General features: G+C 66.1%; 30 protein-coding genes. 7 read left to right on the forward strand and 23 right to left on the reverse strand.

Annotated features, from left to right (window positions below):
* Positions 1-88: 88 nt before the first annotated feature.
* Together ybeY and KAK11_RS14795 are read right to left on the reverse strand one after the other, a co-directional pair.
* The gene (gene ybeY / locus KAK11_RS14790) at positions 89-547 is read right to left on the reverse strand and encodes an rRNA maturation RNase YbeY (RefSeq protein ID WP_210809967.1); all 459 of its coding nucleotides are present in this window, start codon (positions 545-547) and stop codon (positions 89-91) included.
* Positions 548-565: 18 nt separating this feature from the next.
* Complete coding sequence (locus KAK11_RS14795; RefSeq protein ID WP_210809968.1) at positions 566-1,573, reverse strand: PhoH family protein; 1,008 nt, start codon at positions 1,571-1,573, stop codon at positions 566-568.
* Between the two features lie 57 nt (positions 1,574-1,630).
* Here KAK11_RS14795 and ruvA point away from each other — a divergent pair, with 57 nt between their 5' ends.
* The gene (ruvA, locus tag KAK11_RS14800) at positions 1,631-2,206 is read left to right on the forward strand and encodes a Holliday junction branch migration protein RuvA (protein ID WP_210809969.1); all 576 of its coding nucleotides are present in this window, start codon (positions 1,631-1,633) and stop codon (positions 2,204-2,206) included.
* Between the two features lie 15 nt (positions 2,207-2,221).
* Here ruvA and KAK11_RS14805 read toward each other — a convergent pair whose 3' ends face one another.
* The 11 genes from KAK11_RS14805 to KAK11_RS22315 form a co-directional block, all read right to left on the reverse strand.
* The gene (locus KAK11_RS14805; RefSeq protein WP_210809970.1) at positions 2,222-2,683 is read right to left on the reverse strand and encodes a copper chaperone PCu(A)C; all 462 of its coding nucleotides are present in this window, start codon (positions 2,681-2,683) and stop codon (positions 2,222-2,224) included.
* Positions 2,684-2,768: 85 nt separating this feature from the next.
* A complete protein-coding gene (locus KAK11_RS14810; RefSeq protein ID WP_210809972.1) occupies positions 2,769-3,410 on the reverse strand; it encodes a Crp/Fnr family transcriptional regulator in 642 nt (213 codons plus the stop codon).
* Between the two features lie 259 nt (positions 3,411-3,669).
* Entirely contained in the window at positions 3,670-4,152 is a 483-nt protein-coding gene (locus tag KAK11_RS14815) for a copper uptake system-associated protein (protein WP_210809973.1), read from the reverse strand.
* Positions 4,153-4,163: 11 nt separating this feature from the next.
* Entirely contained in the window at positions 4,164-6,083 is a 1,920-nt protein-coding gene (locus KAK11_RS14820; protein WP_246498970.1) for a TonB-dependent receptor, read from the reverse strand.
* A gap of 30 nt (positions 6,084-6,113) precedes the next feature.
* A complete protein-coding gene (locus tag KAK11_RS14825) occupies positions 6,114-6,581 on the reverse strand; it encodes a copper chaperone PCu(A)C (RefSeq protein ID WP_210809974.1) in 468 nt (155 codons plus the stop codon).
* Positions 6,581-7,816 (reverse strand): hypothetical protein, encoded by a 1,236-nt coding sequence (locus KAK11_RS14830; protein WP_210809975.1) that lies wholly within the window; start codon positions 7,814-7,816, stop codon positions 6,581-6,583. The genes KAK11_RS14825 and KAK11_RS14830 overlap by 1 nt, the downstream gene beginning before the upstream one ends.
* Positions 7,817-7,838: 22 nt before the next feature.
* On the reverse strand, positions 7,839-9,026 hold the full coding sequence (locus KAK11_RS14835) for a methanobactin export MATE transporter MbnM (protein WP_246498972.1): 1,188 nt from the start codon (positions 9,024-9,026) through the stop codon (positions 7,839-7,841).
* A 5-nt stretch (positions 9,027-9,031) separates the two neighbouring features.
* Positions 9,032-9,943, reverse strand: coding sequence for an MbnP family copper-binding protein (locus tag KAK11_RS14840; protein ID WP_210809977.1), 912 nt, complete (start codon positions 9,941-9,943; stop codon positions 9,032-9,034).
* A gap of 4 nt (positions 9,944-9,947) precedes the next feature.
* On the reverse strand, positions 9,948-10,175 hold the full coding sequence (locus tag KAK11_RS14845) for a hypothetical protein (RefSeq protein WP_210809978.1): 228 nt from the start codon (positions 10,173-10,175) through the stop codon (positions 9,948-9,950).
* Complete coding sequence (locus KAK11_RS14850) at positions 10,172-10,414, reverse strand: hypothetical protein (protein WP_210809979.1); 243 nt, start codon at positions 10,412-10,414, stop codon at positions 10,172-10,174. The genes KAK11_RS14845 and KAK11_RS14850 overlap by 4 nt, the downstream gene beginning before the upstream one ends.
* 150 nt (positions 10,415-10,564) lie before the next feature.
* A complete protein-coding gene (locus tag KAK11_RS22315; RefSeq protein WP_210809981.1) occupies positions 10,565-10,957 on the reverse strand; it encodes a DUF2946 domain-containing protein in 393 nt (130 codons plus the stop codon).
* 125 nt (positions 10,958-11,082) lie between these two features.
* On the opposite strand from KAK11_RS22315, the gene ruvB reads away from it, so the two are divergent.
* Both ruvB and KAK11_RS14865 read left to right on the forward strand, forming a co-directional pair.
* Entirely contained in the window at positions 11,083-12,147 is a 1,065-nt protein-coding gene (gene ruvB, locus KAK11_RS14860) for a Holliday junction branch migration DNA helicase RuvB (RefSeq protein WP_210809982.1), read from the forward strand.
* Position 12,148: 1 nt separating this feature from the next.
* Positions 12,149-12,511 (forward strand): thioredoxin domain-containing protein, encoded by a 363-nt coding sequence (locus KAK11_RS14865; protein ID WP_210809983.1) that lies wholly within the window; start codon positions 12,149-12,151, stop codon positions 12,509-12,511.
* Here KAK11_RS14865 and soxR read toward each other — a convergent pair.
* Positions 12,504-12,959, reverse strand: a complete 456-nt coding sequence (gene soxR, locus KAK11_RS14870) for a redox-sensitive transcriptional activator SoxR (protein ID WP_210809984.1) — start codon at positions 12,957-12,959, stop codon at positions 12,504-12,506. The two genes, KAK11_RS14865 and soxR, sit on opposite strands and share 8 nt — an antisense overlap.
* A 107-nt stretch (positions 12,960-13,066) precedes the next feature.
* Between soxR and KAK11_RS14875 the strand changes: the two genes are divergently transcribed.
* A complete protein-coding gene (locus KAK11_RS14875) occupies positions 13,067-13,489 on the forward strand; it encodes a VOC family protein (RefSeq protein ID WP_210809985.1) in 423 nt (140 codons plus the stop codon).
* A 44-nt stretch (positions 13,490-13,533) separates the two neighbouring features.
* Here the strand turns inward: KAK11_RS14875 and KAK11_RS14880 are convergent, their stop codons facing one another.
* From KAK11_RS14880 to KAK11_RS14895, 4 genes are all read right to left on the reverse strand, one after another.
* The gene (locus KAK11_RS14880) at positions 13,534-13,998 is read right to left on the reverse strand and encodes a hypothetical protein (protein WP_210809986.1); all 465 of its coding nucleotides are present in this window, start codon (positions 13,996-13,998) and stop codon (positions 13,534-13,536) included.
* Positions 13,995-15,557 (reverse strand): caspase family protein, encoded by a 1,563-nt coding sequence (locus tag KAK11_RS14885; RefSeq protein ID WP_210809987.1) that lies wholly within the window; start codon positions 15,555-15,557, stop codon positions 13,995-13,997. The genes KAK11_RS14880 and KAK11_RS14885 overlap by 4 nt, the downstream gene beginning before the upstream one ends.
* Positions 15,554-17,422 (reverse strand): caspase family protein, encoded by a 1,869-nt coding sequence (locus KAK11_RS14890; RefSeq protein WP_210809988.1) that lies wholly within the window; start codon positions 17,420-17,422, stop codon positions 15,554-15,556. Before KAK11_RS14890 ends, KAK11_RS14885 begins: the two co-directional genes overlap by 4 nt.
* A 66-nt stretch (positions 17,423-17,488) precedes the next feature.
* Positions 17,489-18,658: a sterol desaturase family protein gene (locus tag KAK11_RS14895; protein WP_375140688.1), complete on the reverse strand. Its 1,170-nt coding sequence runs from the start codon at positions 18,656-18,658 to the stop codon at positions 17,489-17,491.
* 112 nt (positions 18,659-18,770) lie between these two features.
* Between KAK11_RS14895 and KAK11_RS22225 the strand changes: the two genes are divergently transcribed.
* Entirely contained in the window at positions 18,771-20,519 is a 1,749-nt protein-coding gene (locus tag KAK11_RS22225) for a methyl-accepting chemotaxis protein (protein ID WP_210809989.1), read from the forward strand.
* Positions 20,520-20,526: 7 nt separating this feature from the next.
* Here KAK11_RS22225 and KAK11_RS14905 read toward each other — a convergent pair whose 3' ends face one another.
* The 5 genes from KAK11_RS14905 to hemB form a co-directional block, all read right to left on the reverse strand.
* Positions 20,527-21,186, reverse strand: a complete 660-nt coding sequence (locus KAK11_RS14905; RefSeq protein WP_210809990.1) for a histidine phosphatase family protein — start codon at positions 21,184-21,186, stop codon at positions 20,527-20,529.
* Complete coding sequence (locus KAK11_RS14910; RefSeq protein ID WP_210809991.1) at positions 21,186-21,491, reverse strand: DUF1840 domain-containing protein; 306 nt, start codon at positions 21,489-21,491, stop codon at positions 21,186-21,188. The genes KAK11_RS14905 and KAK11_RS14910 overlap by 1 nt, the downstream gene beginning before the upstream one ends.
* A gap of 63 nt (positions 21,492-21,554) precedes the next feature.
* Entirely contained in the window at positions 21,555-22,823 is a 1,269-nt protein-coding gene (locus KAK11_RS14915) for a cyclic di-GMP phosphodiesterase (protein ID WP_210809992.1), read from the reverse strand.
* 108 nt (positions 22,824-22,931) lie between these two features.
* Complete coding sequence (locus tag KAK11_RS14920) at positions 22,932-24,041, reverse strand: magnesium transporter CorA family protein (protein WP_210809994.1); 1,110 nt, start codon at positions 24,039-24,041, stop codon at positions 22,932-22,934.
* A 7-nt stretch (positions 24,042-24,048) separates the two neighbouring features.
* Positions 24,049-25,053 (reverse strand): porphobilinogen synthase, encoded by a 1,005-nt coding sequence (hemB, locus tag KAK11_RS14925; protein ID WP_210809995.1) that lies wholly within the window; start codon positions 25,051-25,053, stop codon positions 24,049-24,051.
* A 289-nt stretch (positions 25,054-25,342) separates the two neighbouring features.
* On the opposite strand from hemB, the gene KAK11_RS14930 reads away from it, so the two are divergent.
* Positions 25,343-25,774, forward strand: a complete 432-nt coding sequence (locus KAK11_RS14930) for a CopD family protein (RefSeq protein ID WP_210809996.1) — start codon at positions 25,343-25,345, stop codon at positions 25,772-25,774.
* A gap of 8 nt (positions 25,775-25,782) precedes the next feature.
* Positions 25,783-26,895, forward strand: coding sequence for a VanZ family protein (locus KAK11_RS14935; RefSeq protein WP_210809997.1), 1,113 nt, complete (start codon positions 25,783-25,785; stop codon positions 26,893-26,895).
* Positions 26,896-26,928: the final 33 nt, after the last annotated feature.

Genomic DNA, 26,928 nt, shown 5'->3' on the forward strand with positions numbered 1-26,928 from the left:
CGTGTGACGACTTCGAGACGGGGAGATGACAGGCTTGTGACGTGAGTGTGGCGGGACCTGGGTGGGCCGGTTCGCTGGTGCCTGTGCTTCACCTGCCGCGCTTGTACGGGTCTTTCAAGCCCAGGCCTAGCATGATCTCGGTCTCACGCGCTTCCATAGCCTCGGCTTCGGCCTCATCATCTTCATGGTCCCAGCCCTGGGCATGCAGGGTGCCGTGCACCAGCAAGTGCATGTAGTGGTCGGCCACGCTGATGCGCATCTGCTTGGCCTCGGCCTCGACGATGGGCGCGCACAGCACCAAGTCGGCCATCACCACGGGCTCATGGCTGTAGCTAAAGGTCAGCACATTGGTGGGGTAGTCCTTGCCTCTGAACTCGCTGTTCAGCGCCTGGCCTTCGACCTCGTCCACGATGCGCACCGTGATCTCGCCGGGGGCCTCCAGCGCATGGCGAATCGCCCGCGTCACTTTGTGCCGAGGCAGCAGGCTGCGATGCCGACCATCGGCACACTGAAGCGACAGGGTCAAGGGGTGCAGGGCTTTGCTCATGATGGCGTGCGGGTGGGGTCAGCGGTTGTCACGGGGGCGGTCGTGTGAATGGTGATGTGGGGGCTGGGTGTCGGCCTGTTGCTGGGCCTCGTAGGCCTCGACGATGCGCGCCACCAGCGGGTGGCGCACCACATCGGCACTGGTGAAGCGGGTCATCGCAATGCCCTTCACATCGCGCAGCACCTCGGCGGCGTCGATCAGGCCGCTCTTCATGCCGCGCGGCAGGTCGATCTGGCTCACATCGCCGGTGATCACGGCCTTGGCGCCAAAGCCGATGCGGGTCAGGAACATCTTCATCTGCTCGGGCGTGGTGTTCTGAGCCTCGTCCAAGATCACAAAGGCATGGTTCAAAGTGCGGCCGCGCATGAAGGCCAGCGGTGCAATCTCCAGCGTGCCTTTTTCAAAGGCCTTGGTGACGCGGTCAAAGCCCATCAGATCGTAGAGCGCGTCATACAGCGGCCGCAGGTAGGGGTCGACTTTCTGCGTTAAGTCGCCAGGCAAAAAGCCCAGGCGCTCACCGGCCTCTACCGCCGGGCGGGTCAGGATGATGCGCTGCACCCCGCTGCGCTCCAGTGCATCGACTGCGCAAGCCACCGCCAAAAACGTTTTGCCCGTGCCGGCCGGCCCGATGCCAAAGCTGATGTCATGCGACAGGATCTGCCGCAGGTACTGCATTTGGTTGGGCGTGCGGCCAGTTAAGTCGGCGCGGCGGGTGTGCAGCACGATCTCGCCTTCACCCACTGCCCGCGCCGACACCGCGGGGCCGTGGCCGCGCCGCAGGTCATCCAAGGCCAGCTGAAACAGCTCGGGCTTCAGGGGTTTGGCCGCGCGCTCATAGAGGGAGGTCAACAGCGCTTGCACGGCCTCGGCGTCGCGCTTGGAGCCTTCGATGCGGAATTCCGACTGCCGGTGCTGGATGGCAACGGGCAACACCTCTTCAATGGCACGCAGGTGCGCGTCAACGGGGCCGCACAAATGGCCCAGGCGGGTGTTGTCCAAGGGTTCAAACTGATGCTTCAGGATCATGGGGTGCATTGTCCGGCATCGCGCTGCCGCCTTGTGGCGACCCCGATAATGCGCCGCATGATTGGACGACTCACGGGTCTCATCGCGGAGAAGACCCCTCCGCAAGTGCTGCTCGATGTGGGCGGTGTCGGCTATGACGTGGAAGTGCCCATGAGCACCTTCTACAACCTGCCGGCGCTGGGCGAGCGCGTCACCTTGCTGATCCACGAGGTGATCCGTGAGGATGCCCACCTCTTGTTCGGCTTTGGCACGGCGGCCGAGCGCGCCACCTTCCGTGAGGTGGTCAAAGTGTCGGGCGTGGGGCCGCGCACGGCGCTGTCGATTTTGTCGGGCCTGTCGGTCACCGAGTTGGCGCAGGCCGTCTCGCGCCAAGAAGGCGGGCGGCTGCAGAAAGTGCCGGGCATCGGCAAGAAAACAGCCGAGCGCTTGCTCTTGGAACTCAAGGGCAAGCTAGGCCCCGATTTGGGCCTGCCAGCCGGTGGGGCCGTGGTCAGCGACAACCAAGCCGACATCGTCCAGGCCTTGATGGCCCTGGGCTACAACGAGAAAGACGCCGCTGCGGCCTTGAAGAAGCTGCCCGCCGATGTGGGCGTGAGCGAGGGCATCAAGCTGGCGCTGAAGTCGCTGGCCTGAGCCCTGCTTCAGGCTTTACTTGTGCATGCCTTCGTGGGCCTTGGGCATGGCCAGGGCCTTGATGGGCGCCTTCACTTCGAGTGTTTCTTTCTTGCCGTCCTTGCCCTCGATGGTCAGGGTCAGCGGCACGGTCTCGCCGTCTTTCAAGGGCTGCTTCAGGTCCATCAGCATCACGTGATAGCCACCGGGCTTGAGCTCCACCGGCTTGCCTGCGGGCAGATCCAGGCTGGGGATGGCGGCCATCTTCATCACGTTGCCGTCCATCTTCATCTCATGCACTTCCACCACCCCGGCCACGGGAGAGGCGGCTGACAGCAGCTTGCCGCCCTGGGTGCTCGTCAGTGTCATGAAGGCGCCGGTGGCCTTTTGCTGGGCCACCGTGCCACGCACCCAGGCGTCTTTGACGGTGGTTTGCGCAAAGGCGGGCGAAGCGACGAGGGCGGCGGCCAAGCTGGCCAGTGCAAACAGTTTGTTCATGGTGATCCTTGATCGGTGAAGGTGATTCAACCCGGATAGAGACGAACGGGTTGACCAAAAGTTCAATGTAGCGCGCGTTTTGAGGTCAGGTCGGGCTCAGCACGCCCAGGCGCTGGCTGCCGTCGCTGCGCGTCATGCCGCTGGGCCACTCGGCCTGCACCAGGCGCGAGAGGCTGAAGCTGGCCCCCTGGCGCTGGCGCCCGGCCAAGATTTGGGTGCGCTTCAGGTTGGCAAAGATGCGCGAGACGGTCTCGGGCGCGGTGTCGATGATGGCGGCCATGTCCTTGATGGTGGGCAAGGCGCACTTGCCCTCGCCCGACCAGGGCGTGCCCTCAGGCGTCAGCGTCAGCAGCAGGTGCTTCAGGCGGTCTTGGGCCGGGCCGCTGCGCAGCTTGACCACATCTTCGCCACGGCGTTGCTGCTGCAGCAAGCCCTCGATCAGCGCCATGCGGCGCTGGGTCTCGCCGGGCAACATGCGCTGGCGTGCGCTGCTGGGCACGATGGCCCGCGCGGTGTAGGCATAGGGATAGGCCGCCAGCAACTCCAGCCCCAGCAGGTCACCCGGCAAGGCCAGGTGCACAAAGCGTGGGCCTTCGCGCTCCATGCGGTCTAGGCGCACAGCGCCCGACTCCAACTGCCACACCGTGCCCGAAGCGCCGGCCTCAAACAGCGCCTCGCCACTGGCCAGGTGCATCAATTCCAAGGAAGAGGGGGTTTCCAAACTCATCATCAAACTCCCGCAGCCGCCGGCCCGTCAGGGCTGGCGTTGCAAGGCTTGCGGCCCTGCGCTGCGCAACAAGGGGATGGCTGTGCGGCCCGGGCCTGCACTGCCGTACCTGCGCGAACTTGCGCTTGCGCAGGAAAGATACGGGTTTCTACCAGGGTTTGCCGTCATGGAACTTGCGAGACATCAAGTCTTGTGGACTTGGAGGGAGCGCGCGTTGAAGGTTGAGAAGGACGTCACAGCGGATCCATCGCCGAGGCGTTCAGGGGTGGCGGGCTGCAGCAGGTGCCGAGGCACCATGGCTGGCGGGGCCGTGGGCTTGGCCAGGCTGCAGGCGAATGGTTTGCTTGAAGGTGCTGAGCTGTTGGCGGTGCGCTGCGGGCAGCCGGGCTTCCGCCGCCGCTTGGGCGCGGCTCAGGCGCTGGGCCGCAGGAGCGGCCAGGCCCGCCTCAGTGAGCAGCGACGCACGCTGGAGCTCGTCGCCGCCGCAGACCAAGACCTCCCAGGTGCTGCCATGGCGTTTCAGCAGCGCCCGGCCCCCTTGCGGGCCTTGGGTCCAGCCCGCGAGGGCGTGCTCGCCGTCGACGGTGACAGGGCTGACGTTCAGGGGCGCATCGGGGCGGTCAAATTGTTTTTTCAAGGCGGCTGACACCGCCTGTTCGTCAGTGGGCGCGGCGCAGGCCAGCAGGCTGCTCAAGCCCAGGGCGGTGGCCAGCAGGGCGCGATGGAAGACATGCGGTGTCATGGTGATGTCCTTCACAGGCTGAGGTTGAGCCCGACCTGCACCGAGCGCCCCGCCATGGGGTAGTTCGGGCGGTAGGCATAGCGTTTGTCGCCCAGGTTCTCCAGGCCGAGGAAGACTTCACCGCGCGGCCCCAAGGCCGGCACGGCGTAGGCAGCGCGTCCGCTGAAGACGGCAAAGCCGCCCACACGGCCGGCATTGCTGCTGCCGTCTGCGCGGGCTTGGCTCAGGGTGTTCATGGCGCTTTGCGCCTGGCCGTCGGCCGAGACACGCCACGGGCCGGCTTGCCAGGTGAGCCCCAGGCCCAGACTGCGTTCGGGCGCGTAGGGCAGGTCGGTGCGAGACGGGTCCAGCAGCGTCACGTTCACATGGCTGCTCCACTGCGGCGACCAGCGGCCTTGCCAGCTCAGCTCGGCGCCGCGCATCTCATAGCGGCCCAGGTTGGTCCAACTGGGCAGCGCCACAGCGGGTGGGAAGGCAAACACATAGCGGTCGGCCACAGCGTCCTTGAACAAGGTCACATCCAGGCTGTGACCAGCCTGCGGCCGCCACTGCATCCCGGCTTCCAGGTGGTTCATGCGCTCGGGGTTGAGCTCACGCCAGCCATTGGGTGAGGCGGCCAAGGGCGGCACCAGGCTGTTGAGCAACGGGGCGTCCAAGCCCGGGTGGTTCAGCCCGCGCGAGGCGTTGAGGCGCCAAGCCCAGGTCGAGCCCTGCTCCAGCACCACGCCCACATGCGGGGCCGTGCTGCGGCCATAGACGCTGTGGTCATAGAGCCGCAGGCCCACCGAGGGCTGGATCTGCCAGTCGGTGCTCAAGGCCCAGCGCTGGGCCAGGGCCAAGTGGGGCGAGCTCAGGCGCATGCTCACCCCCTCGAAGGCGGTGAAGCCGTTGAAGGCCACGCTGCCGTCGATCTGGTCCACATCCCAGCCAGCCTGCAGCTCGGCACCGGCCCAGGGCTGAGCGGTCTCTTGCCAACGCCAGCCGCGCAGCGCGAAGGTGCTGCGGGTGACGGCCGCCTGGGGGTTGTCCCAGGTGCCCGCACCGTGGTTGTCATAGACCTGCAAGCGGCCGCGCCAGGTGCCGTGTTGGTGGCTCAGGCTCAGGCTGCTGAGCGTGCCGCGCGTGCTGAACTGGCCGGTTCGGCTGGCCGGCAGGCCTTCTTCGCCAGGGTCAGAGACTTTGTTGTCGGCGCTCAGCAGCAAGGCGCCCACCGACCACTCGGGGCTCAGGCGCCAAGCGGCACGCAGCAGGCTGTTGTCCAAGCGGCCTTGGGCGGCGTCGCGGTGGCCATCCGATTCGGCATGGCTCTGCGCCACGGACAAATCCACATCGCCCCAGCGGCCACTGAAGTCCGCTTGCTCGACCAGGGTGCCAAAACTCCCCCCCATCAGCCGCAGGTTGCCGCGCACGCCGGCTTCTTTGGCCTGGAGCGGCAGCATGTCGATGGCGGCAAAGGTGTTGCCCAGCGCCTGGGGTTGCGGCCCCTTGAGCACGCGGATGCGCTCCATGCCATGCACGGGCAGCAAGTCCAGCAAGGCGTGGTTCCACACGCCCATGTAGAAGGGCAAGCCGTCGACAAATGTCTTGACCTCGCTGCCCGGCCGGCTGGCCCCCAGGCCGCGCACATAGACGGCGCCACCTTCGTCGCCGCCGAAGGAGCCCACGGGGTTGAAGCGCGACACATTCACGCCCGGCGTGCGCCGCAGCGCAGCAGAAAGATCCAGCGCTTGCAGGTCGCGCACTTGGGTCGTGCCGACCTCGGTGCTCAGGCTGCCAAAGGCATCCACACGTTGTGCCTCTACCAGCGGCGGGGCGATGACCTCCACCCGCTCTGTCGGGGGGGTGGACTGGGCCAGAGCCCCTTGGCAGGCCAGAACGGCGGCCATCGACAGCAGGTGGTGGCGAGGGCGGGTCGCGGTGAAACGGGGCATGGTCGGTGTCTCCGAGGGTTACAGCAAAAATCAGGGGTTCGCGTTGCGGGGCTGTTGCACCCACACGCGCACCTCTATCGATCCACTGCGCTCAAAGCGCAGGGTCAAGGGGAAGCGGTCGCCCGCCTGCAAGGGCGATCTCAGGCCTTGCAGGCTGAGGCGCCAGGGGCCGTCATGGCGCAGGGGCATCTCACTGTGGGGAGCGACGGGCAGGGCCTCCACCGTGCGCCAGGCTTGGGCCTCGCGCTGCTGAATCAACACGGCGCTGGCCACGGGCGTGCGGCCGCCCAGCAGGCGGTCGGCTTGTCGGCCGCTGTTGCGAAGCTGGCGCAAAAATGCAAATCCTTCCAGCATGCCCGGGGCGGATGGAATGGCGTAAGGGTGGTCCAGGGTCAAGTCACCGAGCTGGCTGCCGTGGGCCACGCTCTGGCCACAAGCCAGCAGGGCCAGGCCAGCACCGGTGGCTTGAAGGAGGTGACGCCGCTGCACTGTGGCCATCACCAGCCTCCTTCCAGCAAGCGTGGGCCCTGCCACAGCAGGCGCAGGGCGGCATAGGGCTGCGTGGTGGCGGCGCGTTCTTGGCCCGCCTCCAGCCACAGCTGCACCGGCGACCAGCCGCTGTAGCCCAACGACAGGGCGGCGCGGCTGACCGGCTGTGCGCCCGTGAAGCCGGCTTCGGTGGCCAGCAGGCTGGCGCCGGGGCCGTGCAAGTCCTGGCGTGTTTGCAGATGCTCCAAACGCGCGGCAACCTGCCAAGTGGGCCGCCAGCGCCACTGGCCTTGCAACCACACGCCGCTGGTGTCGCCCGCATAGGTGGCGCGGCCATTGACCGAGCTGAGATCCCCCCGCTCGCGCCGCCACAGGCCTGCCGCTTGCAGTGTCCAGCGGCCGTCGTCGCTGTCGGTGGCAAGGCTGGCCGCCAAGAGCTGGGCTTGGCCATCAAAGCAGATCCGCTGTGCCATGCTGACGCGGCAGTCTGGAACGCCGTGGCTGTGGCCGACCCCGCCCACGCCTTGCACGGCGGCCCCTCGGCCCTCAGGCTGGAGCCACACCGCGCCCACATCGGCCCGCCAATGGCCCCACTGGCCTTGCAGGCGCAGCGAGGGGGCCGCCGCTCCATGCGGCCCGGCGGGGAACTTGCGCGCCCGCCACACGCCCAGTTCGACCTGGCTCAGGCGAGGCCCTTCCGCGTCGTTCGGGGCTGCTTGCCATTGCAGGCTGCTGCTGCCGTCCACCCAGGTGGTGTTCAACACCGTTTGCTTGGCCAAAGGCGCTTGGGCGAAGGGGTCGAGCTGACCGGCCTGCCCGATCACCGCGCCCAGGGGCACGGTCTGGCGGCCAAGGCGCCAGCGCAGTTGCTCGCCGGGCTGCCACCAGCCCACCGTCCACTCGCCTTGCACACGGGCCACCTCCACGTGAGGGGCATCGCGGTCGTGCTGGCCCAGCGCCCACTGGGCGGACCAGTGCCGGTTCGCGCGCAGGCCGAACCCCAGCACGGCGTGTTCCAAGCCCAGCTCGCCGCTGCGGTCGCGGGCCTGTTCACCCGTCAGCAGCACGCCAGCGTGCCGAGGCGTGGGCCAGGCTTGGTTCGCGTGAATGGCGCTCAGCGCCACGCCCGCAGACAGGCGCCAGCCCGGCATATTGGGAACGGCTTCGTCCTCCAGCTCATGGGCCACGCCCAGGCTGGGCCAAGCCAAAGCCATCAGCAGGACGCACACACCAGGGCGTGGCACGCCCGCGTGCAAGAGGCGATGCTTATGGGGCTGCATGGGGGTTGGAAAACTTGGGGTTGGTGAGGAAGTCCGAGTCGGTCAGCGTTTTGAGAAACGCCACCAGATCGGCCTTGTCTTGGGTCGTCAGGTCGATGCGCGAGATCAGGTCGCTCTTGTTGGGGTGCGCCCGGCCATCGCCCGCGTTTGGGCCGCTGGTGATGTGGCGACCACCGGCGGCATAGAAGTCCAGCACCTCCTCCAGCGTGGCCATGCTGCCGTCGTGCATATAGGGGGCGGTGACGCCCACATTGCGCAAGCTGGCGGCGCGAAAGCGGCCTCGGTCGGCGGGCTTCTCCGTCAGCTCGAACAAGCCCTGATTGCCGGCGGGGAAGTTGCCTGTGCCGCCCAGGTTGTAGAGGCCGGTGTTGTGAAAGGGGATGTCCAGCACCTGGGTCGAGGCATGCACCACCTGATCATTGAAGTTAAATCCAGCGTGGCAGTGGAAGCACTCGGCCTTCTCACTGTTGAAGAGGTCCAAGCCACGACGCTCACTCTCTGTCAGGGTGACGGTGCCTTGCAAGAACTGGTCATAGCGGCTGTGGCCCGAGATCAGCGTGCGCTGAAAGCTGGCAATCGCGCGGGTGATGTTGGCCCAAGAGATCGGTGCGTCCACACCGGGGTAGGCGGCAGCGAACAGGCTGGGGTAGCGGGCATCGCCACTCAGGCGCGCCAGGATCTCGGCCACATTGCCGTCGTTGACACCCAGCTCCACCGGCGTTTCAGAGAACAGCGGCACCTGCATCTGCGCTTCCAAGCTCAGCAGCGAGGGGTTGGCCCAGGTCAAGGTCGGGTGGTAGGCCACATTGGCCAGCCCTTGCGAATTGCGTGGGTGTATGGCACCCGTAGAGCCCACGGCCGTGATGCGGCCATCGGTGAACGCCTTGTCTTGGTGGTGGCAACTGGCGCAAGACTGCGTGCCATTGCCCGAGAGCCGCTTGTCATAAAACAGAAAGCGCCCCAGCTCCACTTTGGCGGCGCTCATGGGGTTGTCTGCGGGGACTTTGGGTGTCGGGAAATTGGCGGGCAATTGCCAGGTCCAGCCATTGCCAGGCTGGGTTTGCGCCGTGTCGTTCACCGTCACGCCGCTGCCCCCGCAGCCCCACAGGGACAGCGTGCCTGCGGCCACGGCTGCCCCTGCAAGGCCCAGCAACGCCTGTTTGAAGCGTTGCATGCGCATCACTTGCTCACGGCCCTGAACAGGGTTTGGGTGGGAGTGGTGGCCAACTGTGTGCCAGTGATCAGATCCAGACCCAAGGCATTGAAAACAGCCGGGCACTCTGGGTCCGTCGAGCCGGACATGCAGCCCCCAGGGCCTGCGCCATTGACAGTCACGTTGTTGCCGGCCAGCAAGGCCTTCACATCCACCGCGACCTTCTGGCTGTCCGGGTTGAAGCTGGCCAGTGTGATCACGGGCCGGTCTGGGCGTGCGCAGGTATCCACCTGCCCGGCGGCGGGGTTGGTGCCGGTGCAGCCGGTGGAGCCCAGGTGAGTGAAGAAGGTCGGCGCCGTCCAACTGGCGTTGGTGACCTCAATCTTGGTGAACTTGCGCCCACCTGCCCAGCTCCAGGCCATGCCGGGGTGAACAGCGTTGTTGATGACCGCCGGGGTCACCGTGGTGGCTGCTGTTTGGTCGGTGTGGTTGAGGGCCAGGGGCACCCCCAAGGTCATCTTCATGCCCACGTAGTCGCCAGCCGGCACGGTGCCTTTGATGCTGGCATTCATTTCTGTGGTGCCTGCGCAGGTGCCGGTTTTGTCTTCCAGGTCGATCAGGGTGAGGGTGTCGCTGCCCTTGGTGGTGTTGTAGTTGTCCTCGGTCGACAAGACCAGGGGCACTTCACTGCCGCTGCGGGTGACGAGCTTCACATTGGCAATGTAGAAGCGCATGTCGGCCAAGGTGCCGCTGGCGCTGGTGGTGCCCAAGCCGCTGAGCGTGGAGGCGCAGGTGATGGGGGTATCGCCGGCCACGGCGGCAAACTCAACGCGCACAGCCTTGGGGCCTGTGTCTTCTGTGCTGTCGCCGCCGCCACAGGCGCTGAGCGCGGCCAGGGAGGCTGCGGCCAAGCCGCTGAGCATCAGGGTTTTGTTCATGTCATCAATCCTCTTGATTGTTTTGGGTGGGGTGGGAATGTGCAGGCTCGGCCAGCGCCACACGCTGTGGGCTGGCGTCGGCCCGCAAGGGGGGCGGTGTCAGGGGTGGCATGGGCTCTGCGGCCAAGCCGGAGCCCAGGCTGACCGCCAGTTGAAAGATCACCAGCACGGCGGCCACATGCGCGGCCACAAACCAGCGGATGCGGCTGGCGTGGTCCACAGCGGGCTTCATGGGGTGCCCCCTTCATGGCGGGCCACCAGCGTCGGTGCGGCGGGGGCCTCGGGGTGGCAATGTTCAGTGGTGTGGGGCTGTGCGGCAGCGACAGGCCTCAGCGTCAGGGGAGGGGTCTGGCGCGAGGCTGGGCCGGCGGTGTGGATGATGCTGCTGGTCAGCAGCCACAGCGCCATGGCCAGCATGGCGCCGATGTTCAAGATCGTCATCCAGCGGACGACGCGTTCCAAGAGAGACACGGTAGGGACTCCACAGGGGCGCCCTGGGCCTCAGGTCCACAGCGTGGACGCAAGGCATAACGAGGGGGCAGCCCGGGTCACCCGAAGGTGACAAAGCTTGCAAGGCAGGCAGCGCCAACGCGGCGGCCTGCGGCAAGAGCGGCGGGTGGATCAGCCGCGCAGCGGAGGGGCTCGGGGGTGGGCGCTGGCCCAGGCAAACAGCGGCCGTGGGGCCTGCAAGAACAGCTCAGGCACGGCCTGGCTCAGGCCCTGGTGTAGAGCGGGGCTTGCGCTGGCGGCCGGTGGTGCAGCGGGTGACGCTGCTAGGCCGCACAAAGCACAGTGCTCTAGGCTGTGGGGAGAGAGCGTGGCATCCGCAGGGATCTCTTCCCCGCTGAGACTGACCACCTTTATGCCCTGCGGTGTACAGATTTCCGTCCAAGGGGTGGACCCCTTGGAATGAGCCACTGCATGCGAAATCGTCGGAGCCACGCTCAGGCCGAAGATCGCCAACAAGGCGATCCACGAACAGCGGCGGAGGTGGTGACGAATCAGGGCAAGCACGGGCGCATTCTATGCACAGCGCGGGCCGCAGTGCTTGAGCAGGCTGCATCGAGCCGGCCACTGCGCCTGCAAGCCCGTGGAATCGGAGCTCGCCCAGCCACGCCAAAGCTGGCGATAATCCCTGTATGTCCATCCAGACCGACGATTTTGGAGATCTGCCTGCCCGCCCGGCTCGGGTGGTGGCGGCCAGCCCCGCGACCCCGCAAGAAGAGGCGCTGGAGCGCGCGCTGCGGCCCAAGGCGCTGCAAGAGTATGTGGGGCAAGCCAAGGCGCGGGAGCAGTTGGAGATCTTCATTGGTGCGGCGCGCAAGCGCAGCGAGGCGCTCGACCATGTGCTGCTGTTCGGCCCACCGGGTTTGGGCAAGACCACGCTGTCGCACATCATCGCCACCGAGCTGGGTGTGAACCTGCGCCAGACCAGCGGCCCGGTGCTGGAAAAGCCCAAAGATTTGGCCGCCATCCTGACCAATCTCGAGAAGAACGATGTGCTCTTCATCGACGAGATTCACCGCCTGAGCCCTGTGGTCGAGGAAATCCTCTACCCGGCCCTGGAGGACTACCAGATCGACATCATGATTGGCGAAGGCCCGGCGGCCCGCTCCATCAAGCTCGACTTGCAGCCCTTCACGCTGGTGGGGGCCACCACGCGGGCCGGCATGTTGACCAACCCGCTGCGCGACCGCTTTGGCATCGTGGCGCGGCTGGAGTTCTACACCGCTGAAGAGCTGGCGCGCATCGTCACGCGCTCGGCCGGTTTGCTCAACGCGCCCATTGAGCCCGAAGGCGCCTTGGAGATTGCCCGCCGCAGCCGCGGCACGCCGCGCATTGCCAACCGCCTGCTGCGCCGCGTGCGCGACTATGCGGATGTGAAAGGCACAGGCCGCATCACCCGCGAGATGGCCGATGCTGCGCTGAAGATGTTGGACGTGGACCCGATGGGCTTTGACGTGATGGACCGCAAGCTGCTGGAGGCCGTGGTGCACCGCTTTGACGGCGGCCCGGTGGGCTTGGACAACGTGGCTGCTGCCATTGGCGAAGAGAGCGGCACCATCGAAGATGTGATTGAGCCCTACCTCATTCAGCAAGGCTATTTACAGCGCACACCGCGCGGCCGTGTCGCGACCTTGATGGCCTGGCGCCATCTGGGGCTGACGCCGCCCTCGCGCGCGGGCGATCTCTTCGAGTCCTGAGGTGGCTGCGCCGCTGACCCTGGCCTGCCTGTGCGCAGCCTGGTGCAAGACCTGCACCGAATACCGCCAGGCTTTTGACGCCCTGGTGGCCCCCACACCCGGCTTGCAAGCCGCCTGGGTGGACATTGAAGACCACGCCGATGCGCTGGAGGCCTTTGGCGAGGTGCCCGATGTTGATGACTTTCCGACCTTGCTGCTGATGCGGGGCGAGCAGCCGCTGTTTTATGGCCCGGTGCTCCCGCATGCGGCGGTGGCCCAGCGCTTGCTAGCGCAGGCCGACGCGCTGCCGGTGTGCGAAGAAGCCGAGGTGCAGCACTTGGCGCAGGCCGTGGCAGAGCTGCTGCGCAGCGGGCTGCTCAGGTGACGTCAGACGCGCGATTGCCAAGAAGGTAACGGGCGCCTGAGCCGAGCGCCTGGGCCGCATCACCGGGGTTGTAGAGCGCGCAGCGTTTGAGCGAGAGGCAGCCGCAGCCGATGCAGGCATCCAATTGATCGCGCAGCGTGCACAGCGCGGCAATGCGTGCGTCGAGCAGCGGCTTCCATTGGCGCGACAGGCGCGTCCAATCGGCTTGGGTGGGCGTGCGGCCTTCGGGCAGGCTGGCCAGGGCTTGGCGGATGTCATCCAGGCTCAAGCCCACGTTTTGCGCGGCGCGGATAAAGGCCACGCGGCGCAGCGCCTCACGCGGGTAGAGCCGCTGGCCACCGCTGCTGCGCAGCGCAGCGATCAAGCCTTGGTCTTCATAGAAACGCAGGGCGCTGGTGGCCACGCCGGCCCGCTGGGCCAATTGGCCGATGCTCCAGTGTTCGCTCATGAGGTGTCTCGAAGGTGTGTGCTCGCGGCAAGTGTAAAGCGCTTGACTTCAAGTTCACTTGAACTTTGAGAATGCGCCCACCACCAACTTCCTCAAGGACATTCATCATGAGCCGCATCACTTTGGAACATGTCAATCTGACCGTCACCGACCTGCCCGCCACGCTGCACTTTATTGAGCTGGCGCTGCCGGATTGGCGCGTGCGAGGCAGCGGGCAGATGGACTGGTTTGGCAAGACCATTGACTGGTGCCACGTGGGCGACGACCACAGCTACCTGGCCTTGCAAAGCGGTGGCGAAACCGCGCCCATTGATTGGCAAAGTCACCACACGGCCGTCAAGCACATTGGCCTGGTGGTGCCGGATGTGGCGCAGGTGGTCGAGCGTTTGAACGCTGCGGGCTATCCGCTGGACCATTGGGGCGGCACGGGGGCCGCCCGCCGCAGTGCCTATGTGATGGCACCGGGGGCGCTGCAGTTTGAGTTTGTCCAGTACGACAGCGACAAGATCGCGCTGCGCAATGACTACTAGGGTCTGTAGGGCTCACGCGGGTAGGATTTTTAGGTCAACAGACCCTACGCCACGCTAAAGCGCAGCTCGCGCGTACCGGTGCGGCCTTGGTCGTCGCTGACCTGCAGCACCAGGCGGTGCTGTCCACTGGGAATGGCGGCTTGCTCGACGCGCAGGCCGTCGGGCTGCACCTTGACGCTGGCCAGCAGGCGCTGCGTGAGGTCGAGCTTGAAGGCACCGTAAAACACCCGAAAGCTCTCTGGGGCAATGCGGGCGCCTGCGGCCGGCTTGAAGGCGAGTTCGATGGGCACGGGTGAAGGCAGGGCCGTCTCGCTGACCGTGGGGCGCAGCACCTCGATGACTGGAGCACCTGCCGCTCGGGTGGCGAACAAAGGCGCATCCAGGTCTGCGGCCAGTTGCCGGGCTTCGTCTGGGGTGATCAGCCACGGGGCGCTGTGGCCTTGGGCGAACACGTTGGGGCAGGCGAGGGCCGCGCTGCACTGCAGGAGTCGTCGGCGCATCAGCGTCATGGGCGAACCTCTTCCAGATCTAAGAGCGCCGCCGCAAAGGCGTCGCCGCAGGGCGGGCTGTGGCAGCCCGCTGCGCGCGAGCCCAGCAGCCATTGCACGCGGGCGCGGTTGTGCGCGTCCAGCAAGGTGCGCACAAAGGGGCCGTCGCGCCCGGCGGCTTGCAGGGCGCTCATGTCACGCGGGCCGTCGCTGACCATCACCAGCAGCCGGTCACGGCCCGCAGGCCCGGCGGCGGTGAGCTGCCATTGCGGGCGTGGCAGCAGCAGGTTCTGGCCTTTGACGATGCGGTTGTCGCGGTCCAGCTCGTTGGGGAAGAGCAGGGTCAGGGCGCGACCATCTGAGCCGGCCATGGCGACATAGACATAGCCGTCTTGCGCGCTGGTGATCGACAAGTCCAAAGGGTCCACACCAATGCGCAGTTGCGTGCGGCTGCTCGCCACGCGCAGCTCGCGCTTGTGGTCGCGCTGGGCATGGAGCTGGCTCAGGATGTCGGCGGCGCTGGCCTGCGGCGGGGCCAAGGTGACGGGGGTGGGCGCTGTGGCCGTGCTGGTGGGCTTGGGCGGCACGACGGGCGCGGCGGTGGGGGCGGCAGGGGCGGGCCGCTCGGGCTGCGGGGCTTGGGCAAAGCCATTGGGCACAAACTGTTTGTTGCCCGCCAGGGTCAGGTGGTGCGGGATCAAATGCGGATGAGGCCGCAAAGTGGCTTCGAGCGTGGCTTGCGCGCAGTGCACCAGCTCCTCGGCGGTGATGGCGCCGCTGCCATCCAGGTCTTTGGCTTGGCCGCGCAGGCACTGCAGCAAGGACTGTGTGGCCAAGCCGCCCGATTGCGGGTTGTCGAAGCTCACTTCGTCGGGGCGAGAAGAGGCGATGTGCACCACATCGCCCAAGCCCATGCCCGCGGCGGTGGCAGCCTGCGAAAAGCTGCGGGTTTTGACATTGCTGGGCTGGCTGCACTGCTCACTGACGCCCGACATCTTGGGCCGCCAATCGCCCAGCAGGCTGCGGCTGGCTGCGCCTTGCTTGGCACCGCCGGAGTGGCAGGCGTCGTAGACCACGAAGAGCTTGTCGGCCTTGTCGCCCACGGGTTTGAGCAGGCGGGCAAACTCGCGGTGGGTGAAGTCCTTCAGGTCATGTGGGATCAGGGTTTCGACACAGGCCGACTCCTGCGGGTCGTGATAGCGCGAGCCATGCCCAGACCAATACACAAACACGCGGTCGCCGGGCTGCACCCGGGCTTGCAAGGCGGCGATCGCCTGCATCACGCCGGCCCGCGTGGCTTGGCCATCGCGCAGTTCGGTGATGTTGGCGTCGGGGACTTGCAGCAAGGCCGCCATGGCACGGGCACTGCGCATGTCGTGGCCAATGCCCAGCAAGGTCTCCACCGGTCTGGCGGGGTCGGCGGCATAGTGGCCGACGCCAATGATCAGGGCATGTCGCCCGGCTCTGGCGGGTGGCGCCTCTGCTGCGGCGGCGTGCGACGGCGCAGGCCCCAACAGCCAACCCGACAGCAAGATCATCAGCAGGCTGAGCCCTCGCAGCCACAGGCGCAGGGGCTTCATCGCAGGGCCAGCGCGCCTTGGCGCTGCTCGTAGCTGGTGAGCTCTTCGCGGTCGCGCCGCTCCAACTGGCCGGTTTGGCTGCGGACCTCAATGTCCACGGCCGCGTAGTAGCGCAGTTGCGGCACATACCAGTAGGTGTGCAGCCAGCGGTTGGCCCAGCGCTGGCTACCGCGCGTGCTGTCCACCGAGGCATCGATCTCAATGCGCAAGGCCTCAAACTCACCGGCCGGCACGCGCACGGTTTCTCGGGCTTTCACGAGCATGTCAGCGACCACCTTGCGCAGCGTGGGGTCGCCGTCGGGGTTTTGGACCTCGATTTGGTACTCGACCTTGCGCCGCTGGCCGACTTGCATGTCCTCCCACCAGCGGGCCTGGTAGGGCTTGTAGAGGGTGCGCGGCTGGGTGTCGGAGCGGGGCGATTCCAGCACCCGGCCCAGCGGGTCCATCAAAGTGCCGCCGCCGGTCAGCCATTGGCCATCGGGCAGCACTTTCTTGACCTGGGTGCTGTAATTGCGCACGACCTCGCCGCGCCATTTGTCGACGACTTGGAAGTTCCAGCGGTCGCCCACGCTCAGGCCACTGGCGGTGCTGACTTGGCCGGCGGGCGAGGGCTTGGTGGCCGCGGCCATATCCGGTGTCCAGCCGGCAGGGCGGGCGCCGACGCTTTGACGGGGCGCAGCGGCCGGCCAAGCCAGGTCGGCTGCGGGCGCGGCGTCCACCCCCTTGGGTGGCGATGCCAAGCTGGCCAGGACGGCGGCGTCAGCCTGCGCGGATTGCCGCGGCCCGGCCTCGGGCAGGGGGATGGCGGCTGCAGCGGGAGGTACTTGTGCCGCTGGGCGCAAGGCTTGGGCTGCCGGTGTGGGTGTGGGGGCGGGCATACTCAGGCTGAGCACGCGCTGTTGGGCCAAGGCCGCAAAGCGGCTTTGCGGGTAGCGGCGCAAAAAGGCCTGCAGCTCGGCCGGGCTGCTGCTGTCTTTGACGGCATCCCAAAAGGCTTGCTCCACCGCCTCGGGCTGGGCGCTGGGCGCGGGGGCGGCGGCTGCGGCGCTGGCTTCTGCCTGCCGCGGTGCTAAGAAGTAGAAGTCACCCTCCAGCGAGGTGCTCTCCCACGGGATCTGCTTGCCTTGCGACTCTTTGCGCACGGCCACGCGCACCTGTTTGAACACGTCCTCGACCTTCATGCCCGGTGCGCGCATCAGGCGCAGCAGGTGCTCGGTGTAGAGGCCATGCTGGCCGCTGCCGTCGCTGCTGACGGAGCCGGGCGCGGTGGCAAAGGCCACCAAGGTGCCGACGGGCGCTTCCATTTGGGCCAAGCCTTGGGTGGCTGAGCGGAAGCTGCGTGCAAAGGGGTTGTTGCGGCAGGCGTCCAGGATCATCAGGTTGGTGCCGTTGCCCGCACTCTCCATTTTGTCGAGCACGGCCTGGGCATCCATGGCTTGATAGGCCACCTCGTCTTCACGCTGGATGTCCGCGCCGACCGGGATCAGGTAGTTGCGGCCTTTGATCTGCATGCCATGGCCGGCAAAGTAAAACAGGCCCGAGCCGCCCTGGCGCAGGCGGCTGCCGAACTCCCGCACCGCGCCCATCATGTCCTTGTGGTTGGCATTGAGCTTCAAGATCACCTGAAAGCCGGCCGCTTCCAGGGCTTTGGCAATGGCTTTGGCGTCGTTCAGTGGGTTGTTCAGCGGCGCATCGGCATAGTTGTTGTTGCCGATCACCAGCGCCACCCGCTGTTGCGTGGCGGTGCCGGCGGCCTGGGGCTGCACGGTGAAATTGCGGCCCGTGTTTTGGGCCACGGCCGGGCCGGTGGCCAGCAGCGCCGCCAGGGCGAGCGTGGACAGCAAAGGAGAGAGACGTGGAGACATGCCGAACCCAAAGGGGAGGTCTGCATGTCATCGGACAGGCGCTGCCGGACTTGAGCGCCCGGCTCGCTACTCCGGTGTGCAGACGCGCCCAATCAGCCACAGCAGGCCCAAGACGCCCAGGGCTGCGGCGGCTTTGTCCAGCCAGGGCAGGGTGTGCGCCAGCCATAGCAGGCTGAGGACGGCGCCCAGGGCGCACAGGCCCAAGGCCCAGGCCAGCGTTTGGCGCTGGCGCGAGAGGGGCGGGTTGTAGAGCGGGCGATGCAGCTCAAACGGTGGGCTCGGGTCTTGGGCCGCCACATCGGCGGGGCGCCAGCCCGGCGGCATCAGCCACACCTTCAGTTTGTCGATGGGGCTTCGGGTGCGCCAACTGTCTTTGAGCAGCGCGCTGTAAACCTCCAAGTTGGCCCAGACCGGGTTCCAACTGCGCAGGGGCTTGCGGGTGCCGTAGACGATGGGCTCCAAGTCGTCTTCCTCGATGTAGGTGCCGAACAGGCGATCCCAGACCATGAAGATGCCGCCATAGTTTTTGTCGAGATAGCGGTCATTGACGGCGTGGTGGACGCGGTGATTGCTGGGCGAGCAAAACCAGCGGTCGAACCAGCCCAGGCGCCCGACCTGCTGGGTGTGGACCCAAAACTGGTAGAGCAGATCGATCAGGCCAACCACGGCGAACACCAGCGGCGGAAAGCCCAGCACGGCCATCGGCAAATAGAACACCCAGCCCAGCAGGTGGCCGGAAGAAGTTTGCCGCAGGGCGGTGGAGAGGTTGTAGTCCTCGCTTTGGTGGTGCACAGCATGGGCCGCCCAGAGCACCGCCACCCGGTGGCCGCAGCGGTGCAGCCAGTAGTAGCAAAGGTCGTAGAGCAGCAGGCCGCTGACCCAGACCCAGGCTTGGTCGGTGGGCAATTGCCACAGCGAGGCATGTTGCCAAACGCTGGTGTAGACACCCACCGCCAGCAAGGCCGTGAACAGACCCACCACCTGACTGAGCATGCCCAAACCCAGGCTGTTGAAAGCGTCGTTGAGCCGATAGGTCGGATGGCCGCGCCGCAGGCCGACCCACCACTCCAGCCCGATCAGCAGCAAAAACACAGGGCTGGCCAGGGCAATGATTTGAGACGAGGTCATTCGGGAGGAGGCCGTCAAGGTGGGTCGAGCCACCCATGCTGCCCCAAAGCGCAAGGCTTGTGAGTTGGGGCTTTCATGAGCCTGCTGGCGCCGGAATCGGCGGGACATGGCCCTGCTTTTCAGCGCCTTATGCAGGACGACACCACGCGACACTGGGTGTCAGAGCTTGGCGTCGAGGTCGGTTCGCTGCCATGCATTGCACTTTTGAGAGGGATGAGCCATGACAATTTTGGCAAACACGGGAATTGGTCGTCGCTTGTTGTGGGCCGCTATCGCACTGGTGGCTGTGCTGGGCGGGATGGCTGCGTTTTCGTGGTCGCGACTGGATGACTTGCACAACCTCACCTTGGACACTGAAAAGATTCGTGTGCCCCAGTTGCAGCGCGTGGCCGACATCGAGCTGAACGTGACCCGCGTGTCCTTGCAGATTCGTCATGCACTGCTGGTGCGCAATGATGAGGACCTCAAGGCCACACTGGCGGACATCGGCGCCAAGCGCAAGCACATCGAAGAAACGTTCCAAGCCTACGGTAACGCTTTGACTTCCGACATCGGCAAAACCGAGTTCGCGCGCATTCAGCCGGTCGCCCAGGCCTTTTGGGAGATCGGCAGCGCCAACATCGAACAGATCACGGCAGGCCAAAAAGACGCGGCCTTTGATACCTTGGTCAGCAAGACCATTCCGGCCCGCAACAAGTTGCTCGAAGCTCTGGCCGGTGAGAAGAAGCGCCAGGGCGAATGGCTCGCCCGCGACCTGAAGGACATTGATGACCGAGCCACCTTGATGGCTCGGCTGATTGTGGGCATGGTGGCGCTGGCGGGTGCGGTGCTGCTGACTGCGGCCTGGATGATTGCCAACACCCTGCGCCGCCGTGTGGCTGTCGCCCAGCGTGTGGCTGATGCCGTGCGGGAGGGCGACTTGAGCGTGGTGGTCAAAGACGATGTGCGCGACGAGTTTTCGCCGCTGCTGGCAGGCTTGTCTCAGATGCAAACCTCGCTGGCGCAAGTGGTCAGCACGGTGCGCCGCAATGCCGAGAGCGTGGCCACCGGCAGTGCGCAAATCGCGCAGGGCAATCAGGATCTCAGCGGCCGCACCGAGCAGCAGGCGTCCGCACTAGAGCGCACCGCGTCGGCCATGGAGCAACTCGGCTCCACCGTGCGTCAGAACGCCGACAACGCCCAACAGGCGAACCAGTTGGCCATGGGCGCGTCGACCGTGGCCGTCCAGGGCGGCGATGTGGTCGGCCAAGTGGTGGAGACCATGAAGGGCATCAATGAAAGCTCCAAGAAGATTGCCGACATCATTTCGGTGATCGATGGCATTGCCTTCCAAACCAATATCTTGGCGCTGAATGCGGCGGTGGAAGCCGCCCGTGCCGGCGAGCAAGGCCGCGGCTTTGCCGTGGTGGCCGGTGAGGTGCGCAGCCTAGCCCAGCGCAGTGCTGAAGCGGCGCGTGAAATCAAACAACTCATCACGGCCAGCGTCGATCGCGTGGAGCAGGGCTCGGCCTTGGTCGATAAAGCGGGCCACACCATGGAAGAGGTGGTCACGGCCATCCGCCGCGTGACCGACATCATGGGCGAGATCAGCACGGCCAGCGCCGAGCAAAGCGCCGGCGTGGCCCAGGTGGGCCACTCGGTGACGGAGATGGACCAGGCCACGCAACAGAACGCCGCCTTGGTGGAAGAGAGCGCCGCTGCCGCAGAGAGCCTGCGCACCCAAGCCCAGCAGTTGGTGCAGGCCGTGGCCGTGTTCAAGCTTGGCGGGCAAGACAGCCAGCCCAGCTACAGCGCAGCGCCCGCTGTAGTGGCCAAGCCCGCGCCCGTGGTGGCCAAGGCACCCGCGGCCCCGCGCGCCGTGCCGTCCAAGCCCCAAACGCCCCCGCCACCGCCCGCCCCCGCCGCCACAGCGCCCGCCGCGCCGGCCGTGGCAAGCACGGCGAGCGACGACGACTGGACGACGTTCTAAGCCCGCCTCAAACGGCTTGCGTCGCGCCGTCGCTGGCTTCGTCCAGCGCCTGCGCTTCCAGGTGCTGGGTGTCTGCCCAGCCGACCACAGTAAAGCCTTCGCCGGTGTAGAGTAGGCGGTTGATACCGGTGTTGGGCAACTCCCAGGTGCGCGGCGCGTTCAGCGCCATGTGCGACGCGGCACGGTAAAGGCAGTCCAGCACACCGCCGTGCGTCACGATCACCACGGTTTGGCCCTCATGCGGCGCGGCCAGGGCGGCGAAGGCGGCCACACAGCGGTCTGAAAACGCCTGCAAGGTCTCGCCGCCTTCCGGGCCAAACTCAGGCAGACGGCGGCGCCACAGCTCACTCAGGTCGGGCCAATGTTGCTCGATCTCCGCGTAGGTCTGGCCTTGCCAGATGCCAAAGTGCCGCTCCCGCAGGCTGGCATGTGTTTCTAAGGGCAAGTCCAAGGCCTCGGAGATGGCGCAGGCCGTGTCTCTGGCGCGGCTGAGGTCACTGCTGTAGAGCACATCCGGGCGGTCCTCCAGCAGGCTTTGCGCGGTCAGCCGCGCTTGCGCCTGGCCTCGCTCATTGAGCGGCACGTCCAACTGGCCTTGCAGGCGGGACGCCACATTCCAAGCTGTTTCGCCATGCCGGATGGCGATGATGCGCGTGGGTTCCCGCATCACACCCCCCAGACGATGGGTTCGTCGGCAGCTTGGCAGCGCTGCATCATGTCGATCAGCGGCCAGGCCCGCTGGCGCAGCGAGATGCTGGGGGCGGCGGCCTCATCGTCATCTTGCGCTTGTGCCTGCGCGCGCTCTTCATCTGCGATCGCGGCCTGCAAGGCCGCAATGGCCGCCGAAAAGGCGGTGGGTTCGATGATGCCTTTGGTCGCCGGTTCCTTGCCCATCAGGGTGAGCAAGCGGTCGCCCAAGGCACCGAGCATGATCACATCGCCCGACGCCTTGCTTTTGAATTTATAGATCACAGTCGTCCCAGAGTTGGTGGAATCACGACTGCATTGTCCTCCCAGGCTGCCCCTGGGGCGCTGTCACGCAGGCTGCAGGCTGTTGACGTCGGTGCCGAAGAAGTAGCTCAGCCGCTGGCGGGGAGCCAAGAACTCTGCGGCTTTGGCGGGCAGTTGGTCTGGCTTGATGTTGCGCCGAATGCCCAGGTCGCTGCGTCCTTCGAGATTGAGGTGCAGCCGGTCCTGTCGCGGCGCACGCTGGTCATGCACCAGCACCGTGGGTTTCAGCGGCCGCTGGGCGTTCACGGTCATCACCATGGCGAAGCGCTCGTCGGACAGTTGCACCACCGAGCCTGGCGGGTAGATGCCCATCATGCGAATGAAGGCGTTCAGCAGGCTGATGTCGAAGCGGCTGCGGCTTTGCGCAAACATGCGCGACAACGCTTCGTGGGGCGTCAGCGCCTTGCTGAGGCTGGCCGGGTTACAGAGTTTGTCGTAGTGATTGACCAGGGACACGATGCGCGCGGCCTGGGTCATTCGCTCTTGCGGGCAGCCGGAAGGAAAGCCCGAGCCGTCGGCCATTTCGTGATGCTGGGCCAGCACCAGCAAGCTGCCTGCACTCAGGCCCATTTGGCGGCCCATGGTGATGCCTTGCGCCACATGGTCGCGATAGCGGGCTTGCTCGGCCGCGGTGAAGTTGTCTTGTTGCAGCCGCAAGCGGTCGGGCAAATTGAGTTTGCCCACATCGTGGAGCAAGGCGCCCGTGCCCAAGTCCATCAATTCGTGGTCTGGCCAACCCAGGTGTTTGGCCAGCAAGAGCGACAGCACGGCGACGTTCATCGCATGGGCCGAAGCGCGGTCGCCGCTGGGCTCACCCAGCACGCGCAGGCACAACTCGCCGTCGCCGATCAGCATCTTGTCCAGCAAGGCCCGAGTCAAAGCTTGGCTGGCGTCTCGGGCCGCAGGGGGCGCTGAGAGCGCCAGCTCGTTGACGTGGCGCAGGTCTCGGCAGGCCTCGCTGAACTGCTTCTCGCACAAGCGTTGGGTGGCTTCTTGTCCAGCCAGCGCCTTGGCTTGACGCTGGCTGGGGGAGTCTTCCTCAGCGCTGTGCGAGGCGGGAGGGGCGGCCGCCGGGATGGGCGCTTCGGCCACCAACTCCGCGGTGGTGTGCAGGGCGTCGCTGCGAGCGGCCTCCCAGCGCACTTGGCGCAGGCCAAGGCTGCGGATGGTGTCGATCTGCTCTTGAGAGCTGATCTTGAAGCTGGACAGCGGAAAGGGGTGGGACATCCACCCGAGGTCGAGGTGGATGAACATCCCCACCCGCAGATCCTCAACAGGGACTTTGACGGTCATGGCGGTGCTCAAAAAGGCCTTTTGCTGGGAGTTTGCAAAAGGTCTGCCCTTGTTGTCGGCTTCCAGAGGGGGGCACTTGACCCCCGACTTTTGGGGGGGATGACTCCCTCAGCGTCGAACTTGAGTGCCCAAATACCGCTTACGCCAGAAAAACACACCCAGGCCCACGCCAACACAGAGCATCAAACCCAGGGCGACCAAGAAGCCTGTGCTGCTGTGGATCAGCGGCAGCGCATCGAAATTCATGCCGAAGATGCCGGTGATCAGGTTCAGCGGCAGGAAGATGGCGGTCAGCACCGTCAAGGTGCGCATGATGTCGTTGGTGCGGTTGCTCAGCGCCGAGAAGTGCATTTGCACCGCGCCGTCGGCCGATTGCTCCAGGCGCCGCACATGGCTGAGTACGCGTTCGATGTGCTCCAGCACGTCGCGGGAGCGCACGCGCAGCAATTCGCGCTCACGGCGCTTGGTGGCGTCGGCCTCCAGCGGCCACTCATCCAAGGCGTCGATCCACTCTTGGATCGCGCTGCGTTGGTCTTCGCAGGTGTCTTCCAAGCGGTGCAGGGCGTCGCGCGCGGCCAGCAGAGCGGGCCAGTCGTCAAAGCGGCTGCGCGGGGCCAGCAGGGCGGCCTGCAGGGCTGTGAACTGGCGCGTCAGCATGCGCCGAAGGTCCAGATAGCTGTCGACCATGTGGTTGACCATGCGCAGCATCAGGTCGGCCGGGCTGGTGGGCAGGCGCGCGCTGCCGCGCAGGTCCGGCTCTTGAGAGTGCTGCTCCAGCCGCTGGGCAAAGTGATCGAGCACCTGGCAGTCGTCCGGGTGGACCGTCAGCAGCACCCGGTCAAAGATGGCGAAGCCGACCGGGTTGGTGTCGATGGCCTCCAGGGCCTGGTGCAGACCGTCGAGCGCGTGGGGCGACGCGTCCTCGCTGTCCTTGGGTTTGGCATTGCCGGGGGCGGCGGCCAAGCGCCGAAAGACCAGCATGTCGTACCAGGAGGTGTCCTCGAAGTGCGACGGGAGCTGGGCATTGAGCAGGTCGCTGGTGTGCAGGTCCACCAGGGCGGCGCCCACCCAACGGTTGAGCCCCGCTTGCACGGCCACCAAGTGTTCGGTCAGCTCAGTCCGGGTGCAGCCCAGCCACAAAAAGCCGTCATTCGGCAGATCTTCCGGCAGCGGGCCCAGTGCGGTGAAGCCCTCTGGGCGAATCAAGAAGACGCGCATCGAGGGCTCAATCTCGACGCAGCAGCCGAGCGGCTTCGAGAGCAAAGTAGCTCAACACCCCATCGGCACCCGCACGTTTGAAGGCCAGCAGCGACTCCATCATCACCGCGTCATGCTGTAGCCAGCCGTTGGCCGCGGCCGCCTTGAGCATGGCGTACTCGCCGCTGACCTGGTAGGCAAAGGTGGGCACGCGGAATTCGTCTTTCACGCGGCGCACGATGTCCAGGTAAGGCATGCCGGGCTTGACCATCACCATGTCTGCGCCTTCGGCAATGTCCAGCGCCACTTCGCGCAGCGCTTCATCGCTGTTGGCGGGGTCCATCTGATACGTCTTCTTGTCGGCCTTGCCCAAATTGGCGGCCGAGCCCACGGCGTCGCGGAAGGGGCCGTAAAACGCGCTGGCGTACTTGGCGCTGTAGGCCATGATGCGGGTGTGAATGTGGCCCGCGCCTTCCAGGGCTTGGCGGATGGCGCCGATGCGGCCGTCCATCATGTCCGAGGGCGCGACGATGTCGACGCCGGCTTGCGCTTGCACCAACGCCTGGGCTTTGAGCACAGCCACCGTCTCGTCATTCAGGATGTAGCCCGAGTCATCCAGCAAGCCGTCTTGGCCATGGCTGGTGAAGGGGTCCAGCGCCACATCGGTCAGCACGCCCAGCTCAGGGAAGCGGGCCTTGAGGCCCTGCACCACGCGGGGCACCAAGCCATCCGGATTGGTGGCTTCACGGCCATCGGGCGTTTTGAGGCTGGCATCAATGACCGGAAAGAGGGCCATCACCGGAATGCCCAAGCGCACGCAGTCCTCGGCCACTGGGTAGAGCAAGTCCAGGCTCAGACGTTCTACGCCGGGCATGCTGGCGACGGGCTCGCGGCGCTGCTGGCCATCCAACACAAAGACGGGCAGGATCAGGTCTTCGGGCCGCAGGTGGTGCTCGCGCACCATGGCGCGGCTGAAAGCATCATGGCGCAAACGGCGCGGGCGGCTGGCGGGATAGGCGGGCGGTGTCGGCACGACGAGTTCCTGTGGTTCTAGGGGGGTGGTGCGGCAGGTGCCGCAAACTGTGCATTTTGCGGGGTTCTTGCCGATTGCGGGCAGGTCCTGCGGTGTTAAAGTCACTCCTGAGTGGTGCCCGTGAGGGCGCGCTCCCTGCTTTTCCTCCCTGAGCAGGTGCCTTTACGTGATGACAGCGTCAAGGCTTTTCAGCCCAGGCCTTCATGGCCTGGGCTCTTTCTTTTCTGGCGCCCTTTTTTGTGGCCGCCCCGAGATCTTCGCGCTGCAAGCCGCCCCTCATAATCCGGGCATGAGCACAAGCTATCTTTGGATCAAGGCCTTTCACATCGTCTTTGTGGCGAGCTGGTTTGCGGGCTTGTTCTATTTGCCGCGCATCTTTGTGAACCTGGCCATGGTGCCGCAAGAGTCTCATGCTGAGCGCGAGCGCTTGCTGCTGATGGCGCGCAAGCTCTCCCGATTTGCCTTGATTTTGATGGTGCCTGCGCTGGTGCTGGGCTTGGCCTTGTGGTGGATGCTGGGCTGGCATGTGGGCGGCTGGATGCATGCCAAGCTGGCGCTGGTGGCGCTGGTGCTGGGCTATCAGCATGCCTGCCACCGCATGCTGCACAAGTTTGAGCATTTCGAGAACCGACGCTCGCACCGCTGGTTCAGGGTGTTCAACGAGGTCAGTGTGCTCTTGTTCATCGCCATCGTTGTGTTGGTGGTGGTCAAGCCCTTCTGAGCGCCGTCATGCGGGCCCAGGGCACCAGCTCCGCCGTTCCGCTGGCCTGGGTCCTGGTCGGGCTGATGGTCTACGCCAGCCTCTACCCCTTTGTGGGCTGGCGCTGGCCCGGCGGCGAAGGGTGGTCGTGGCTCGTGCTGCCCATGCCGCCGTGGCGCGACCGCTTTGACATGTGGGCCAACCTGCTGGGTTACGTGCCGTTGGGCGCCCTGGTGTACGCGGCGGCGGTGCGCAGCGCGTGGCGGCCCTTGCCGGGGGCGCTGTGGGCGGTGCTGTTGCCTTCTGCCTTGTCCTACAGCTTGGAAGTGACCCAGCAATTTCTGCCGGGGCGTTACCCCTCGCTCTTGGACTGGATGCTCAACAGCGCTGGCGCGGCGCTCGGCATGGTCTTGGCCGGGCTGGCGCAGTCCCTGGCTTGGGTGGATCACTGGCAAGCCGCCCGAGAGCGTTGGTTCATCCAGCGCAGCGGCGGCGCTTTGGCGTTGATGGCGCTGTGGCCGGTGGGGCTGTTGTTTCCCACTCCTTTGCCCTTTGGTCTCGGCCCCGGCTGGGAAGGCCTGCAAGCGGCCTTGTTGCAAGGCTTGGCCGATGTGAGTTGGGCCGAGTCGGTGCGCAGCGCCGTGGCCGACGTGCCGGTGCCGGCCCAACGCCTGCCTTTGCTGCTGGAAGGTTTGGGCGTGGCCCTGGGCTTGCTGGTGCCTTGTTTGCTGGCCTATTCCGTGACGCCGCCCAGCTGGCGCCGCTTGGTGATGGTGCTCGGGGCGCTTGGCTTGGGGTTTGGCACGGCCACCTTGTCGGCAGCGATGAATTTTGGGCCGGAACATGCCTTGGCGTGGATTGCACCGGTGGTCGTGCGCGGGGCCTCGGTGGCGGCGGCCGTTGCGCTGGTCTTGGTGTGGGTCAACCAGCGACTGGCCGCCACGCTGGGCTTGCTGGCTCTGGCCATCATGCTGGCGCTGGTGGCCCAGGCCCCGGCCGACCCCTACTTTGCGCAAAGCTTGCAGGCTTGGGAGCAAGGCCGCTTCATTCGCTTTCACGGCTTGGCGCGCTGGGTGGGGCTGTTGTGGCCTTGGGCTTGCGCGGCTTGGCTGCTGGCGCGTATTGCCACGCGCTGGCGCTGAGATCAGGGTTTTCTCGGCCCCTGCCTACAATCG

The organism is Ideonella paludis, from assembly GCF_018069865.1.
Classification (GTDB): domain Bacteria; phylum Pseudomonadota; class Gammaproteobacteria; order Burkholderiales; family Burkholderiaceae_C; genus Ideonella; species Ideonella paludis.